The following is a 12,231-nucleotide window of genomic DNA, read 5'->3' as shown; positions in this document are numbered from 1 at the left end:
TTTTTATTGCTTGGAATAGAATTCAACAATGAGGTTTTCCCTGATGTTTTCAGGGATTTCTTCTCTTTCCGGATAATTGACAAATTTTCCTGTTTTGGTTTCATTATCCCATTCAATCCACGGATAATGATTTCTTTTCGAGCTCAGGGCATTCTGAACCAGTTCAAGAGATTTTGATTTTTCCCTTAACGAAATGATGTCCCCCGGTTTTAGCTGGAAAGAAGGAATGTTTACTACCCGCTGATTGACCATGACATGTTTGTGAATCACAAGTTGGCGTGCGGCTGCCCTTGTGCGTGTCAGACCAAGGCGGTAAACGGAATTATCGAGACGTGCCTCAAGAAATTTAAGCAGGTTATCACCGGTTTTACCTTGTTTTCTGGCGGCTTTTTCAAAGAGGTTCCTGAACTGACGTTCGAGCAAACCATAAGTATATTTTGCTTTTTGTTTTTCCTGTAACTGAATGGCATATTCAGTCATTTTACCCTTTCTTCTGGCAGCCGGTGATGATTTTTTGCTTAAAGTTTTATCCGGGCCAAAAATAGGATCTTTAAATCTTCTGGCTATTTTTGATTTTGCACCTATGTATCTTGCCATTTTCTTTCTTAATTTTATTCAACAATTAAACTCTTCTTCTTTTCGGGGGGCGGCATCCGTTATGGGGGATGGGCGTAGTGTCGTGAATAGAGGTTATTTCAATCCCTGTATTATTGATGGTTCTGATAGCTGCATCACGTCCTGCACCCGGTCCTTTCACATAAGCATCGGCACGTCTGACACCCAGCTCAAAAGCTACCTTGGCACAGTCTTCTGCTGCTTTCTGTGCGGCATAAGGTGTGTTTTTCTTTGAGCCTCTGAATCCCATTTTTCCGGCTGATGACCATGATATCACCTGTCCACTACTGTTGGTAATGGTTACAATGATATTGTTGAATGTTGCTTTGACGAAAATAATTCCTATTGGGTCAACAACGACCTTTCTTTTCTTAACCGTTCTGACTCTTTGTTTCTTTGCCATTTAATTATTTTTTACCGACTTGTTTTTTATTTGCAATTGCTCCTTTTTTCTTTCCCTTACGAGTGCGTGCATTGGTATGCGTCCGTTGTCCTCTGACAGGCAATCCTTTACGGTGACGTATTCCACGATAACATCCGATATCTATCAGCCTCTTTATGTTCATCTGAACTTCCGACCTTAATTCACCTTCAGTTTTGTACTCTTCGTTAATAATATTACGGATAGCTACCAACTGTTCGTCTGTCCACTTATCTACCTTTAAGGAAAAATCAACGCCTGCCTTTTCAAGTATTTTACGGGCTGATGATTTTCCTATTCCATAAATATAAGTCAGGCTAATATCGCCACGCTTATTGGGTAATTCAATTCCTCGAATACGTGCCATAGTTTATCCTTGTCTTTGTTTATTTCTTGGATTTTTTTTGTTAATCACAAATAATTTCCCCTTTCTTCTGACAATTTTGTCCTCCGGGCTTCTTTTTTTAATAGATACTCTTACTTTCATAATCTTTACTTATATCTGAAAATTATTCTTCCTTTTGAGAGGTCGTAAGGCGACATTTCGACCTTAACCTTATCATCGGGCAAAATGCGGATATAGTTCATACGCATTTTACCTGAAATATGGGCAAGAATCACATGTCCGTTTTGCAGACGGACCCTGAACATGGCATTTGGCAATGCTTCAGTTACTATTCCATCCTGGACTATTATTGCGTCTTGTTTTCCCATAGTTTATCAATATGTTCCTGTTGTTCCTGTTCTTCCTTTTATTCTTCCTGATTTCATTAAACCATCGTAATGTCTCATCAGCAAATGACTTTCAATTTGTTGCAGAGTATCCAGAATAACCCCCACCATAATCAGCAGGGATGTTCCGCCAAAAAACTGAGCAAACTGTGTATTGACATTAAACATTTTTGCAAAAGAAGGCATAATGGCTACAAAGGCAAGGAAAATTGACCCCGGAAAAGTAATACGGCTCATAATGGAGTCGATGTAGGAGGCTGTTTTTTTGCCGGGTTTAATGCCCGGGATGAAACCACCGTTACGTTTCAGATCGTCTGCTATCTGGGTCGGGTTGATGGTAACTGCTGTGTAAAAGTAGGTAAATAATATTATCATCAGAGCGTAAATAAAATTATAGCCAAAAGAGGTATAATCATTCAGTGCCCCGACCAGACCTCTCCATGCACTGCTGTTGGGGAAAAACTGGGCAATGGTGGCAGGTATAAACATAATTGCCTGAGCAAAGATGATAGGCATCACACCGGCAGCATTAACCTTTAGTGGCAAATACTGGCGGACACCTCCATATTGTTTGTTACCAACGATTCTTTTAGCATATTGAACAGGTATTCTTCGAGTCCCCTGAACCAACAGTATTGTTCCCAGGATGACAAAGAGAAGGGCAACAATTTCAATGAAAAACACGACCAGCCCGCCACCGGTTTCGCTCAGCCGCATGTCGAATTCGGCAAAGAGAGCCAACGGAAGACGTGCTACGATACCAATCATAATGATGAGAGAAATACCATTTCCGATGCCGCGGTCGGTAATTTTTTCACCCAGCCACATGACGAACAAGGTTCCGCAGGTAAGTAAGATGATATTGGTCATCATGAAAAATGCCGGAGACATCACCTCAGGATGAGTAACGGAAACAATTGCCCCGCTTGCCTGATTTCGAAGGTTTACCAGAAAAGCAACCGATTGAGAAGCAGTCACGGCAATGGTCAGAACCCTTGTAATCTGATTCATCTTTTTTCTGCCGGATTCACCTTCTTTCTGAAGACGCTGGAAGTAAGGGACAGCAATTGTAAGTAACTGAATAACGATAGAAGCTGAAATATAAGGCATAATGCCAAGCGCAAAAATGGAAGCTCTGGAAAAAGCACCCCCTGCAAATAAGTTGATCAGTCCGAGAATACCTTCGCTGGCCTGTTTCTGATAAGCAGTCAAGGCGTTGGGATCAATTCCTGGTAAAACCACGTAAGAACCTAATCTGTAAATGGCTACAAAGCCAAGGGTAAATAACACCCTGACTCTCAGGTCTTCAATTTTCCAGATGTTTTGTATGGTTTGTATCAGCTTCCGCATTTATTTGATTTTTGTTGCTATGCCACCATTTTTTTCAATATTGTTCAATGCACTTTGAGAAAAAGCATGTGCTTCGATTTCCAGTTTTGTCGTCAGTTCACCTTTTCCAAGTATTTTCACCAGTTTGTTTTTTGATACCAGTCCATACTTCTGATAGGTTTCCAGATCGAATTTTTCAATCTGATACTTATCGTGTAACTCCTGAAGCTTGCTGAGGTTAACAGGAATATATTCCACTCTTGTTGGATTTTTAAATCCGAATTTGGGTACCCTTCTTTGGAGAGGCATCTGTCCTCCTTCATGTCCTATTTTCCGGGAATAACCCGATCTTGATTTGGCACCTTTGCTACCTCTGCCGCTGGTACCACCTTTTTTTGAACCTTCTCCGCGTCCAAGCCTTTTTCCTGCTTTATGAACCGATCCTTCTGCTGGTTTTAGATTGCTTAAATCCATATTTTTTACTTATATTCTACTTTCACCAAATGTTTAACTTTCTCTATCATTCCCAGAATCTGCGGGGTTTCAGTATGACAGACCTTACTGTTTACTCTCGACAAGCCCAGTGCTTCGACTGTTTTACGTTGTTTGACAGGCCTGTCGATAAGGCTTTTCACCAGTGTTATTTCAAGTTCTCTCATATTCAGCCGTTAAAAACTTTATCTAATTCAATATTTCTTACTTTTGCAACGGTATAGGCATCTCTCATTTCAGTCAGTGCGCGTACGGTAGCTTTAACTACATTATGAGGATTGGAAGATCCTTTTGATTTGGCAAGAATATCAGTAATTCCGGCACTTTCGAGTACAGCACGCATAGCACCCCCAGCCACTACTCCTGTACCAGGTCCTGCCGGCTGCAAATACACCTTTGCTCCTCCAAACTTTGCGGTCTGGGCATGAGGAATGGTTCCTTTGACTACCGGTACCTGAAGCAGATTTTTTTTGGCATCATTGACACCCTTGGCAATGGCTTCTGTAACCTCTCTTGCTTTTCCCAATCCAAATCCGATGACACCGTCATTATTTCCAACCACGACAATAGCTGCAAAGCTAAAGGTACGTCCACCTTTGGTAACCTTGGTAACCCTGTTGATGGCAACTACTCTTTCTGAGAGTTCTATTTCGCTCGTTTTAATTCTTTTTATGTTATGATCCATTTTTTCAGCACTTTTTTAGTTAAAATTGCAATCCGCCTTCCCTTGCACCTTCCGCAAATGCTTTCACACGTCCATGATATAGAAAACCATTCCTGTCGAATACTACTTTACTGATGTTCTTTTCAACAGCTTTTTCAGCAAGTCTTTTTCCGGCAAGTCTGGCTATTTCTGATTTGGTTTTTCCTTTGACATCAAAATCAGGTTTTAAGGAACCTACTGAAGTCAGTGTTATTCCATGAATATCGTCAATGATTTGTCCGTAAATGTGTGAGTTGCTTCTGAAAACACTTAACCTCGGAATATCAGGAGTGCCTTTTATCTTCTTCCTGATCCCCATTTTGATTCTTAATCTTCTCTGTCTTTTCTTCTTTATGCTATCCATATCTGTATTTTTTATCCAGCGGCTGTTTTACCAGCTTTCCTTCTAATAGTTTCATTAACGAATTTAATACCTTTACCTTTATATGGTTCAGGTTTACGTAAAGCTCTGATTTTTGATGCAACCAGTCCGAGCAGCTCTTTATCGTGGCTCTGAAGCGTAATGACCGGGTTTTTACCTTTAAGGGTTTCAGTTGTTACTTTTACTTCATCGGGTAAAATAAAAACAACGTCATGTGAAAAGCCCAGGGACATTTCAAGATTTTGTCCGTTTGAATTAACTTTATATCCTACACCTACGACTTCCTGCTGATAAGTGAATCCTTCTGATACTCCATGAATCATATTGGCAATCAGCGTCCTTGACAATCCGTGAAGTGAACGGTGACGTTTTTGTTCGCTTGGCCTTTCGACAGTTAAAATATTACCTTCTATTTTAAAAATCATTTCAGGGCTGAATTGTCGCGAAAGTTCTCCTTTCGGGCCTTTTACGGTAATAAAATTCCCTTTTGAGATATTCACCTGAACGCCTGCAGGTATGGTAACCGGTTTTTTACCTATTCTTGACATTTGCTCAACATTTTAATAAACATAACAAATAAGTTCTCCACCAACATTGTTTTTTCGTGCTTCCTTGTCGGTCATTATTCCTTTGGAAGTTGAAACAATGGCAATACCCAACCCATTAATAATCCGGGGAAGTTCATCTTTTCCACGATATTGTCTCAGACCGGGTGTCGAAATTCTTCCGATTTTTTTAATTGCAGATATACCAGTAATCGGGTCATACTTCAGGGCTATTTTTATTTTTGTTCTTGATGGTGATGTATTTTCAATTTTGTAATTCAAAATATAGCCTTGTTCAAATAAAATTCTTGTTATTTCATTTTTCACAAAAGAACCCTCAACCTCAATAATTCTTTTTCTGGCCTTTGAGGCATTTCTGATGATGGTCAAAAAATCTCCAATGCTATCCATAATATATCTGTTTTTACCAACTTGCTTTTCTAATACCTGGAATAATACCTTTATGAGCCATTTCTCTGAAAACATTACGGCACACGCCAAAATGGTTCATGTTTCCTCTCGGCCTTCCTGTTATCTGACATCTGTTTCTCAGACGCACAGGTGAAGAATTTCTGGGCAGCAGGTCTAATGCTTTCCAGTCTCCTATTTCCTTTAATGCTTTACGCTTTTCTGCGTATTTATCGACCAGCTTTTTTCTCTTTTGGTTCCTGACTATGATTGATAATTTTGCCATTTATTCCTGATTTTTATTTTTAAAAGGTAATCCTAATTCTGACAGTAATACATAAGCTTCTTTGTCTGTTTTTGCAGAGGTAACAAAGGTGATGTCGAGTCCGTTGATTTTTGACACTTTGTCGAGGTCAATTTCGGGGAAAATGATTTGTTCAGTAATGCCAAACGTATAATTTCCTCTTCCATCGAAGCCTGCATCGTTTATTCCCCTGAAGTCGCGTACACGAGGTAAGGCAATGCAAATCAGACGTTCAAGAAATTCCCACATGCGGTCGCCCCTGAGCGTAACTTTAACACCTATAGGCATTCCCTGACGAAGTTTGAAGTTTGAGATAGATTTTCTGGCATAAGTTGGAACTGCTTTTTGACCGGCAATCAGAGTCAACTCTTCCACTGCCTTGTCAACCAGTTTTTTATCTGCCACAGCACCATTTACACCCTGATTAATGGAAATTTTTTCCAGCTTAGGCACCTGAATAGTGTTTTTATAGCCCAGCTTTTCCTTTAATACCGGAATAACTTCCTCTAAATACTTCTTTTTATAGTTAGGTATGTAGTTCATTTGTCAATTACCTCCCCTGATTTTTTTGAATACCTGACCAAAATATTTTTTTCGTTCAACTTTCTGCCAACCCGTGTTGGTTGATTGGTTTTCGGATCGACCACCATGAGTTTTGATAAATGTATCGGGGCTTCCTTTTTGATAATGCCACCTTCAGTATTTTTCTGATTTGGTTTTGTATGTTTGGAAATAATGTTGATCCCCTCAACAATGGCTCTTTCTTCCTTGTAAATTACTTCAAGTACTCTGCCTGTTTTACCTTTGTAGTTGCCTGAGATGACCATTACGGTATCACCTTTTTTAATCTTCGGCTTGTAATCTATTCTATCCTTTTTCATAACTTATACAACTTCAGGGGCTAATGAAACTATTTTCATGAATTGTTTGTCACGCAACTCTCTGGCAACCGGGCCAAAAATCCTGGTAGCAACCGGCTCTTTAGCATTGTTGAGCAACACACAGGCATTGTCGTCAAACCTGATGTAGCTTCCGTCTTTTCTCCTGTGTTCTTTTCTTGTTCTGACCACAACAGCTAAAGATACCGTACCTTTTTTAATGTTGCTGGTGGGAATTGCTGATTTAACAGTAACGGTAATTAAATCGCCCACTCTTGCATATCTTCTGCGTGTTCCTCCTAACACATTGATGCAAAGAACTTCTTTTGCACCACTATTGTCAGCGACATTTAATCTGGTTTCTTTCTGTATCATTTTACTTGGCTTTTTCTACTATTTTTACCAAACGCCATCTTTTTCTCTTGCTTAAAGGCCGGGTTTCCATCAGCATGACAAAGTCTCCAATTCCGCATTCATTGTCTTCATCGTGTGCCATGTAGCGGGATGTTTTCCTGATGGTCTTTTTATATTTCGGATGTATTACGCGTCTTTCAACTGCAACGATAACGGTTTTGTCGGCTTTGTTGCTAACAACCTTTCCTGTTACAACCTTTCTGCTGTTCCTTTCAACTAATGCTTGTTCCATGCTTTATTTATTTTCATTTAATTGCCGGATTCTCAATTCTGTCTTCAGTCTGGCTATTTTTCTTCTTGTTTCCCTGATTTTCATCGGATTGTCAAGAGGAGAAATTTTATGTGTCAGCTTCATTTTTACATAGCGAATCTGTTCTTCTTCTATCAGGTCTTTTAATTCCTTATTGGTCAGATCCTGTATTTCCTTGTATTTCATAACTCCGGCTCTTTTATACGTTTTCTTCTACATAATCTTTTCTGACTACTACTTTAGTAGCAAGGGGCAGTTTTTGTGCACCCAGTTCGAGCGCTCTTTTAGCCAGTTGGTAAGAAACGCCTTCTATCTCAAAAATTATTTTCCCAGGCTTGCATACAGCTACCCAATACTCAGGATTTCCTTTTCCTTTTCCCATCCTGACTTCAGCAGGTTTTTTGGTAATTGGCTTGTCGGGGAACAGGCGTATCCACATTTTCCCTTCTCTTTTCAGATAACGGTTGATGGCAATACGGGCTGCTTCAATCTGATTTGAAGTGATACGTGCCGGCTCAAGTCCTTTTAATCCAAAGCTGCCGTATGCTATTTCAGCACCTTTGATGGCAACGCCTTTTATCCTGCCTTTCTGTACCTTTCTGAATTTTGATTTTTTTGGCTGTAACATTTCTGTTAATTTTTCAGTTCACTTACTTTCTTTTTCTCTGTCCTAATCTTTTGGGAGCTTTTCTCGTCTTATCTGTCGAAACGCCAAAGTTCATTGAAAGGTCTCTTCTTCCGAAAACCTCTCCTTTGCATATCCATACTTTTACACCTATTGTTCCGTAGATGGTCTGCGAATCGACATGGGCATAGTCAATGTCGGATCTGAAAGTATGAAGAGGAATACGTCCTTCTTTATATTCTTCAGTCCTTGCCATTTCAGCGCCCCCCAATCTTCCCGAACATTTAATTTTTATTCCCTGCGCTCCGACTCTCATGGTTGAAGCCACTGCCATTTTCATGGCTCTTCTGTAGCTCATCCTTGCCCTGATTTGTGAAGCAATATTTTCTGCTACCAGCTGGGCTTCAAGCTCCGGTCTTCTTATTTCGTAAATATTGATCTGTACGTCTTTATTTGTAAGCTTTTTTAATTCTTCCTTGAGTTTATCAACTTCGTTGCCACCCTTTCCGATGACCAGTCCCGGACGGGAGGTATGAATGGTTACAGTAATTCTTTTTAATGTTCTTTCAATTACTATTCTGGCAATACCACCCTTCGACAAACGTGCATTGACATATTGTCTGATCTGATGGTCTTCCATAAGTTTTGCGGCAAAATCTTTTTCGCCATACCAGTTTGATTCCCATCCCCTGATAAAACCAAGTCGTAATGCTATCGGATTTACTTTTTGTCCCATAAATTATTCTGCTATATTTTCCTGAATGTTTTCGTCAATATTTTCATTTTGTTCTTCAATCGTATAATCATTTTCATTATAAGACTGAATTTCGAGTGTGATATGATGAGAGCGTTTCCTGACACGGTAGCCCCTTCCCTGAGGAGCAGGACGTAAACGTTTCAGCATGCTTCCATTGTCAATCATCAGTTTGGAAATGAAAAGTTCGCTTTCTTCAATCCTGCTGTCTTCATTAATATTTCTGTAGTTATGAATAGCTGAAATCAGCAGTTTTTCCAGCACCGTTGCATAGGCTTTCCTGCTTTGATATTTAAGAATATTCAAAGCATCTTCTACACTTTTTCCACGGATTAAATCAGCCACTAACCTCATTTTCTGAGGTGAATATGGAACGTTTTTAAGATGAGCTGTTGTTTTCATGCTTTATTTTTTAACAGGGTGACCACGGAAGTTACGGGTAGGTGCAAATTCACCAAGTTTATGTCCGACCATATTTTCCGTAACATATACAGGGATAAACTTGTTTCCATTATGTACAGCAAAGGTATGGCCTACAAAGTCGGGGATAATCATCGACCTTCTTGACCATGTTTTAATAACGGCCTTTTTGTTTTTTTCATTCAGTTCCTGGACTTTCTTTTCCAGTTTAAATGAAACATAAGGGCCTTTTTTAATTGATCTTGCCATAAACTACTTTTTCCTCCTTTCAATAATCATTTTATTGCTATATCTTGTTTTGCTTCTTGTTTTCTTTCCCTTGGCATAGAGTCCTTTACGTGAACGGGGATGACCTCCGGAAGCTTTACCTTCACCACCACCCATGGGATGATCAACCGGGTTCATGGCAACACCACGGTTGCGCGGGCGAATTCCCAGCCAGCGATTTCTCCCTGCTTTCCCCTTTTTAACCAGGTTGTGATCAGGATTGGAAACTACTCCTATGGTGGCCATACAATTAACGAGTACCCTGCGAACTTCGCCTGAGGGCATTCTTAAAACGGCATATTTGCCTTCCTTAGCCATCAGCTGGGCATAAGTACCGGCACTACGGGCAAGCTCTCCTCCTTTTCCGGGATGCAGTTCGATGTTATGAACAAAAGAACCTAACGGAATATTGCTCAGCTTCATGGCATTGCCAATTTCAGGAGCTACTTCTCCGCTTTCAACCTTCTGACCTACTTTTACGCCATTGGGTGCAATGATATAGCGTTTTTCTCCGTCTGCATATTTGACCAGCGAAATAAACGAAGTTCTGTTTGGATCATATTCCACCGATTGGATAGTGCCCGGAATATTAAATTTATCGCGTTTGAAATCAATCAGACGGTATTTTTGTTTATGTCCTCCACCGATATAACGCATCGTCCTTCTACCCTGATTGTTTCTTCCGCCAGATTTCCTGACCGGGACAAGCAGACTTTTCTCAGGTTGGTTGGTTGTTAACTCTTCATAAGCGTTTACTACTGCAAAACGCTGTGCTGAGGTTATTGGTTTTAATCTTTTTAAAGTCATCTTACTTATAAATTACTATAGAAATCAATAACTTGTCCTTCTTTTAGCGTTACTATTGCTTTTTTGAATCCTCTTGTTCTTCCCTTGATGATATTCTTTTTGGTATATCTGGTCTTCGGTTTTCCTCCGTAAATAATGGTGTTTATCTGCATGACCTCCACTCCATAAAGCTTTTCAACTTCTTTTTTAATTGATTCTTTTGAAGCCTTCTTATCGACAATAAACCCATATTTGTTGAGTTTTTCACCCATTGACGAATACTTTTCGGTAATCACGGGTCTTTTTATCACGCTCATATTTCCTAATTCAAAAAAGTTTTTTTAATAATTTCAACAGAACTCTCGGTCAAAACAAGCAAATCATTGTCTAAAATCACGTAGGTATTCAAATTTTCAGGGGGGCAAATATAGGTATTTGACAGATTTCTGCCTGATAAATAAATATTTTCTTTTTCAATATTTACGACAAAAAGATTCTTGCTGTCTTTGGCCTGAAGATTCTTTAAAATTGTTGCAAATTCTTTTGTTTTTGGCTGTTCAAAATCGAAATCTTCAACGACTTTGATTTTGTTTTCAATCACCTTGTAGCTTAAAGCAGATTTACGTGCCAGCTCCCTGACTTTCTTGTTGAGTTTGATGGCATAATCGCGGGGACGCGGGCCGAATATTCTTCCGCCTCCTCTGAACAATGGGTTTTTAATACTACCCACCCTGGCAGCTCCGGTTCCTTTTTGTCTTCTCAGTTTTTTTGTTGAACCGGAAACCTCTGCTCTTTCTTTAGCTTTGTGTGTTCCCTGACGAAATGAAGCCATAATCCTTTTGACATCCAGATAAATAGCATGGTCGTTAGGTTTTACGGCAAAAATTTCATCCGGCAGGTCAATCTGCCTGTCAGTTTTTTCACCATTTATCGTATAAACTTCTACTTTCATAGTCTTTTATTTCTCAATAATAATGTATGAACCTTTATATCCCGGTACGGGGCCATTCAGATACATGAGGTTGTGTTCTCTGTCGATTCTGGCCACTTGCAGGTTGATAATCTTAACTTTTTTATTTCCTGTTCTGCCAGCCATTCTCAAACCTTTAAAAACACGGGAAGGGAATGACGAAGCGCCAACAGAACCCGGAGCCCTGAGCCTGTCGTGCTGACCGTGGGTGGCTCCTCCTACCCCGCTGAACCCATGACGTTTGACAACACCCTGAAATCCTTTTCCTCTGGAAATACCGGTTACGTCAACCCATTCATTTTCATTAAAAATGCTAATATCGAGGGTATCTCCGAGTTTGATTTTTTCAACACCCGGATATTTTCTCAGATTTCTGAATTCTACCAATTTTGATTTAGGTGTGGTACCGGCTTTTTTGAAATGACCCATTAAAGCTTTTGATGTATTCTTTTCCTTCTTTTCGCCAAATGCCAGCTGAACAGCATTATAACCTTCCTTATCAATGTTTTTCAATTGGGTAACCACACAGGGCCCTGCCTGAATAACGGTACAGGCTATGTTTTCACCAGCTTCGGTGAAAATCCTTGTCATGCCTAATTTTTTTCCAATAATGCCTACCATAATTATACTTTTATTTCTACATCAACACCTGCAGGTAATTCGAGCTTCATCAATGCATCCACTGTTTTCGAGCTTGTACTGTAAATGTCTATTAATCTCTTATGAGAACAAAGTTCAAACTGTTCACGGGAAGTCTTGTTGACGTGTGGTGAACGAAGTACTGTAAATATTTTTCTTTTTGAAGGTAAAGGTATTGGCCCGTTCACAATGGCTCCGGTAATCTTCACCGTTTTGACTATTTTTTCAGCCGATTTGTCCACCAGGCTATAGTCAAAAGACCTTAATTTGATTCTGATTTTTTGAGTTCCCATATTT

Annotated in this window: 27 protein-coding genes; all 27 read right to left on the bottom strand. The window is 39.8% G+C overall.

Annotated features, from left to right (window positions below; all coding sequences use genetic code 11):
* Window positions 1-3: 3 nt before the first annotated feature.
* From rpsD to rpsJ, 27 genes are read right to left on the bottom strand one after another with little or no spacing between them, the layout of a single operon-like run.
* The gene (gene rpsD / locus GX437_05230) at window positions 4-597 is read right to left on the bottom strand and encodes a 30S ribosomal protein S4 (protein ID NLJ07052.1); all 594 of its coding nucleotides are present in this window, start codon (window positions 595-597) and stop codon (window positions 4-6) included.
* A gap of 25 nt (window positions 598-622) precedes the next feature.
* Window positions 623-1,018 (bottom strand): 30S ribosomal protein S11, encoded by a 396-nt coding sequence (gene rpsK, locus GX437_05225; protein ID NLJ07051.1) that lies wholly within the window; start codon window positions 1,016-1,018, stop codon window positions 623-625.
* Window positions 1,019-1,022: 4 nt separating this feature from the next.
* A complete protein-coding gene (rpsM, locus tag GX437_05220) occupies window positions 1,023-1,403 on the bottom strand; it encodes a 30S ribosomal protein S13 (GenBank protein NLJ07050.1) in 381 nt (126 codons plus the stop codon).
* A 3-nt stretch (window positions 1,404-1,406) separates the two neighbouring features.
* Entirely contained in the window at window positions 1,407-1,523 is a 117-nt protein-coding gene (gene rpmJ, locus GX437_05215) for a 50S ribosomal protein L36 (protein ID NLJ07049.1), read from the bottom strand.
* Between the two features lie 5 nt (window positions 1,524-1,528).
* Complete coding sequence (gene infA / locus GX437_05210; GenBank protein NLJ07048.1) at window positions 1,529-1,750, bottom strand: translation initiation factor IF-1; 222 nt, start codon at window positions 1,748-1,750, stop codon at window positions 1,529-1,531.
* A gap of 6 nt (window positions 1,751-1,756) precedes the next feature.
* Window positions 1,757-3,118, bottom strand: a complete 1,362-nt coding sequence (gene secY / locus GX437_05205; protein ID NLJ07047.1) for a preprotein translocase subunit SecY — start codon at window positions 3,116-3,118, stop codon at window positions 1,757-1,759.
* Complete coding sequence (rplO, locus tag GX437_05200) at window positions 3,119-3,571, bottom strand: 50S ribosomal protein L15 (protein ID NLJ07046.1); 453 nt, start codon at window positions 3,569-3,571, stop codon at window positions 3,119-3,121. It lies immediately after the preceding gene.
* Between the two features lie 5 nt (window positions 3,572-3,576).
* The gene (gene rpmD / locus GX437_05195; GenBank protein NLJ07045.1) at window positions 3,577-3,756 is read right to left on the bottom strand and encodes a 50S ribosomal protein L30; all 180 of its coding nucleotides are present in this window, start codon (window positions 3,754-3,756) and stop codon (window positions 3,577-3,579) included.
* Window positions 3,757-3,758: 2 nt separating this feature from the next.
* Window positions 3,759-4,274, bottom strand: a complete 516-nt coding sequence (gene rpsE, locus GX437_05190) for a 30S ribosomal protein S5 (GenBank protein ID NLJ07044.1) — start codon at window positions 4,272-4,274, stop codon at window positions 3,759-3,761.
* Window positions 4,275-4,293: 19 nt separating this feature from the next.
* On the bottom strand, window positions 4,294-4,656 hold the full coding sequence (locus GX437_05185) for a 50S ribosomal protein L18 (protein ID NLJ07043.1): 363 nt from the start codon (window positions 4,654-4,656) through the stop codon (window positions 4,294-4,296).
* An 11-nt stretch (window positions 4,657-4,667) separates the two neighbouring features.
* Complete coding sequence (rplF, locus tag GX437_05180) at window positions 4,668-5,222, bottom strand: 50S ribosomal protein L6 (protein NLJ07042.1); 555 nt, start codon at window positions 5,220-5,222, stop codon at window positions 4,668-4,670.
* Window positions 5,223-5,234: 12 nt separating this feature from the next.
* Window positions 5,235-5,630, bottom strand: coding sequence for a 30S ribosomal protein S8 (gene rpsH / locus GX437_05175; GenBank protein NLJ07041.1), 396 nt, complete (start codon window positions 5,628-5,630; stop codon window positions 5,235-5,237).
* 13 nt (window positions 5,631-5,643) lie between these two features.
* Complete coding sequence (rpsN, locus tag GX437_05170; protein NLJ07040.1) at window positions 5,644-5,913, bottom strand: 30S ribosomal protein S14; 270 nt, start codon at window positions 5,911-5,913, stop codon at window positions 5,644-5,646.
* A complete protein-coding gene (gene rplE / locus GX437_05165) occupies window positions 5,914-6,474 on the bottom strand; it encodes a 50S ribosomal protein L5 (GenBank protein NLJ07039.1) in 561 nt (186 codons plus the stop codon).
* On the bottom strand, window positions 6,471-6,812 hold the full coding sequence (gene rplX, locus GX437_05160) for a 50S ribosomal protein L24 (GenBank protein NLJ07038.1): 342 nt from the start codon (window positions 6,810-6,812) through the stop codon (window positions 6,471-6,473). Before rplX ends, rplE begins: the two co-directional genes overlap by 4 nt.
* 3 nt (window positions 6,813-6,815) lie before the next feature.
* Window positions 6,816-7,184 carry a 50S ribosomal protein L14 gene (gene rplN, locus GX437_05155; GenBank protein NLJ07037.1) on the bottom strand — a complete coding sequence of 123 codons (369 nt, stop codon included), beginning with the start codon at window positions 7,182-7,184 and terminating at the stop codon, window positions 6,816-6,818.
* A 1-nt stretch (window position 7,185) separates the two neighbouring features.
* Window positions 7,186-7,455 (bottom strand): 30S ribosomal protein S17, encoded by a 270-nt coding sequence (rpsQ, locus tag GX437_05150; protein NLJ07036.1) that lies wholly within the window; start codon window positions 7,453-7,455, stop codon window positions 7,186-7,188.
* Between the two features lie 3 nt (window positions 7,456-7,458).
* Window positions 7,459-7,659: a 50S ribosomal protein L29 gene (gene rpmC / locus GX437_05145; GenBank protein NLJ07035.1), complete on the bottom strand. Its 201-nt coding sequence runs from the start codon at window positions 7,657-7,659 to the stop codon at window positions 7,459-7,461.
* A 13-nt stretch (window positions 7,660-7,672) separates the two neighbouring features.
* Complete coding sequence (rplP, locus tag GX437_05140) at window positions 7,673-8,101, bottom strand: 50S ribosomal protein L16 (protein NLJ07034.1); 429 nt, start codon at window positions 8,099-8,101, stop codon at window positions 7,673-7,675.
* A gap of 22 nt (window positions 8,102-8,123) precedes the next feature.
* Complete coding sequence (gene rpsC / locus GX437_05135) at window positions 8,124-8,834, bottom strand: 30S ribosomal protein S3 (protein NLJ07033.1); 711 nt, start codon at window positions 8,832-8,834, stop codon at window positions 8,124-8,126.
* Window positions 8,835-8,837: 3 nt separating this feature from the next.
* Window positions 8,838-9,254 (bottom strand): 50S ribosomal protein L22, encoded by a 417-nt coding sequence (gene rplV / locus GX437_05130; GenBank protein ID NLJ07032.1) that lies wholly within the window; start codon window positions 9,252-9,254, stop codon window positions 8,838-8,840.
* 3 nt (window positions 9,255-9,257) lie between these two features.
* Window positions 9,258-9,521, bottom strand: a complete 264-nt coding sequence (rpsS, locus tag GX437_05125) for a 30S ribosomal protein S19 (GenBank protein NLJ07031.1) — start codon at window positions 9,519-9,521, stop codon at window positions 9,258-9,260.
* Window positions 9,522-9,524: 3 nt separating this feature from the next.
* Complete coding sequence (gene rplB / locus GX437_05120) at window positions 9,525-10,346, bottom strand: 50S ribosomal protein L2 (GenBank protein NLJ07030.1); 822 nt, start codon at window positions 10,344-10,346, stop codon at window positions 9,525-9,527.
* 5 nt (window positions 10,347-10,351) lie between these two features.
* Window positions 10,352-10,642, bottom strand: a complete 291-nt coding sequence (rplW, locus tag GX437_05115) for a 50S ribosomal protein L23 (GenBank protein ID NLJ07029.1) — start codon at window positions 10,640-10,642, stop codon at window positions 10,352-10,354.
* 5 nt (window positions 10,643-10,647) lie between these two features.
* The gene (gene rplD / locus GX437_05110) at window positions 10,648-11,277 is read right to left on the bottom strand and encodes a 50S ribosomal protein L4 (protein NLJ07028.1); all 630 of its coding nucleotides are present in this window, start codon (window positions 11,275-11,277) and stop codon (window positions 10,648-10,650) included.
* Between the two features lie 6 nt (window positions 11,278-11,283).
* A complete protein-coding gene (rplC, locus tag GX437_05105; GenBank protein ID NLJ07027.1) occupies window positions 11,284-11,916 on the bottom strand; it encodes a 50S ribosomal protein L3 in 633 nt (210 codons plus the stop codon).
* Window positions 11,917-11,918: 2 nt separating this feature from the next.
* Window positions 11,919-12,227: a 30S ribosomal protein S10 gene (gene rpsJ / locus GX437_05100; GenBank protein NLJ07026.1), complete on the bottom strand. Its 309-nt coding sequence runs from the start codon at window positions 12,225-12,227 to the stop codon at window positions 11,919-11,921.
* Window positions 12,228-12,231 lie beyond the last annotated feature (4 nt).

Source organism: Sphingobacteriales bacterium, assembly GCA_012517435.1.
Classification (GTDB): domain Bacteria; phylum Bacteroidota; class Bacteroidia; order CAILMK01; family JAAYUY01; genus JAAYUY01.
Note: the sequence above shows the minus strand (reverse complement) of the source record. Positions and strands in the feature narration are given on the sequence as shown.

What these genes read in the sequence shown, in the direction of transcription:
- rpmC (NLJ07035.1), bottom strand. Translation starts at nt 7,659, where the DNA reads ATGAAATACAAGGAAATACAGGATCTGACCAATAAGGAATTAAAAGAC.
- rpsE (NLJ07044.1), bottom strand. Translation starts at nt 4,274, where the DNA reads ATGGATCATAACATAAAAAGAATTAAAACGAGCGAAATAGAACTCTCA.
- rpsC (NLJ07033.1), bottom strand. Translation starts at nt 8,834, where the DNA reads ATGGGACAAAAAGTAAATCCGATAGCATTACGACTTGGTTTTATCAGG.
- rpsH (NLJ07041.1), bottom strand. Translation starts at nt 5,630, where the DNA reads ATGGATAGCATTGGAGATTTTTTGACCATCATCAGAAATGCCTCAAAG.
- GX437_05185 (NLJ07043.1), bottom strand. Translation starts at nt 4,656, where the DNA reads ATGGATAGCATAAAGAAGAAAAGACAGAGAAGATTAAGAATCAAAATG.
- rplE (NLJ07039.1), bottom strand. Translation starts at nt 6,474, where the DNA reads ATGAACTACATACCTAACTATAAAAAGAAGTATTTAGAGGAAGTTATT.
- rplX (NLJ07038.1), bottom strand. Translation starts at nt 6,812, where the DNA reads ATGAAAAAGGATAGAATAGATTACAAGCCGAAGATTAAAAAAGGTGAT.
- rpsQ (NLJ07036.1), bottom strand. Translation starts at nt 7,455, where the DNA reads ATGGAACAAGCATTAGTTGAAAGGAACAGCAGAAAGGTTGTAACAGGA.
- rplN (NLJ07037.1), bottom strand. Translation starts at nt 7,184, where the DNA reads ATGATACAGAAAGAAACCAGATTAAATGTCGCTGACAATAGTGGTGCA.
- rplF (NLJ07042.1), bottom strand. Translation starts at nt 5,222, where the DNA reads ATGTCAAGAATAGGTAAAAAACCGGTTACCATACCTGCAGGCGTTCAG.
- rplV (NLJ07032.1), bottom strand. Translation starts at nt 9,254, where the DNA reads ATGAAAACAACAGCTCATCTTAAAAACGTTCCATATTCACCTCAGAAA.
- rplO (NLJ07046.1), bottom strand. Translation starts at nt 3,571, where the DNA reads ATGGATTTAAGCAATCTAAAACCAGCAGAAGGATCGGTTCATAAAGCA.
- rpsJ (NLJ07026.1), bottom strand. Translation starts at nt 12,227, where the DNA reads ATGGGAACTCAAAAAATCAGAATCAAATTAAGGTCTTTTGACTATAGC.
- rpsD (NLJ07052.1), bottom strand. Translation starts at nt 597, where the DNA reads ATGGCAAGATACATAGGTGCAAAATCAAAAATAGCCAGAAGATTTAAA.
- rplW (NLJ07029.1), bottom strand. Translation starts at nt 10,642, where the DNA reads ATGAGCGTGATAAAAAGACCCGTGATTACCGAAAAGTATTCGTCAATG.
- secY (NLJ07047.1), bottom strand. Translation starts at nt 3,118, where the DNA reads ATGCGGAAGCTGATACAAACCATACAAAACATCTGGAAAATTGAAGAC.
- rplD (NLJ07028.1), bottom strand. Translation starts at nt 11,277, where the DNA reads ATGAAAGTAGAAGTTTATACGATAAATGGTGAAAAAACTGACAGGCAG.
- rpsN (NLJ07040.1), bottom strand. Translation starts at nt 5,913, where the DNA reads ATGGCAAAATTATCAATCATAGTCAGGAACCAAAAGAGAAAAAAGCTG.
- rpmD (NLJ07045.1), bottom strand. Translation starts at nt 3,756, where the DNA reads ATGAGAGAACTTGAAATAACACTGGTGAAAAGCCTTATCGACAGGCCT.
- infA (NLJ07048.1), bottom strand. Translation starts at nt 1,750, where the DNA reads ATGGGAAAACAAGACGCAATAATAGTCCAGGATGGAATAGTAACTGAA.
- rplC (NLJ07027.1), bottom strand. Translation starts at nt 11,916, where the DNA reads ATGGTAGGCATTATTGGAAAAAAATTAGGCATGACAAGGATTTTCACC.
- rplB (NLJ07030.1), bottom strand. Translation starts at nt 10,346, where the DNA reads ATGACTTTAAAAAGATTAAAACCAATAACCTCAGCACAGCGTTTTGCA.
- rpsK (NLJ07051.1), bottom strand. Translation starts at nt 1,018, where the DNA reads ATGGCAAAGAAACAAAGAGTCAGAACGGTTAAGAAAAGAAAGGTCGTT.
- rplP (NLJ07034.1), bottom strand. Translation starts at nt 8,101, where the DNA reads ATGTTACAGCCAAAAAAATCAAAATTCAGAAAGGTACAGAAAGGCAGG.
- rpsS (NLJ07031.1), bottom strand. Translation starts at nt 9,521, where the DNA reads ATGGCAAGATCAATTAAAAAAGGCCCTTATGTTTCATTTAAACTGGAA.
- rpsM (NLJ07050.1), bottom strand. Translation starts at nt 1,403, where the DNA reads ATGGCACGTATTCGAGGAATTGAATTACCCAATAAGCGTGGCGATATT.
- rpmJ (NLJ07049.1), bottom strand. Translation starts at nt 1,523, where the DNA reads ATGAAAGTAAGAGTATCTATTAAAAAAAGAAGCCCGGAGGACAAAATT.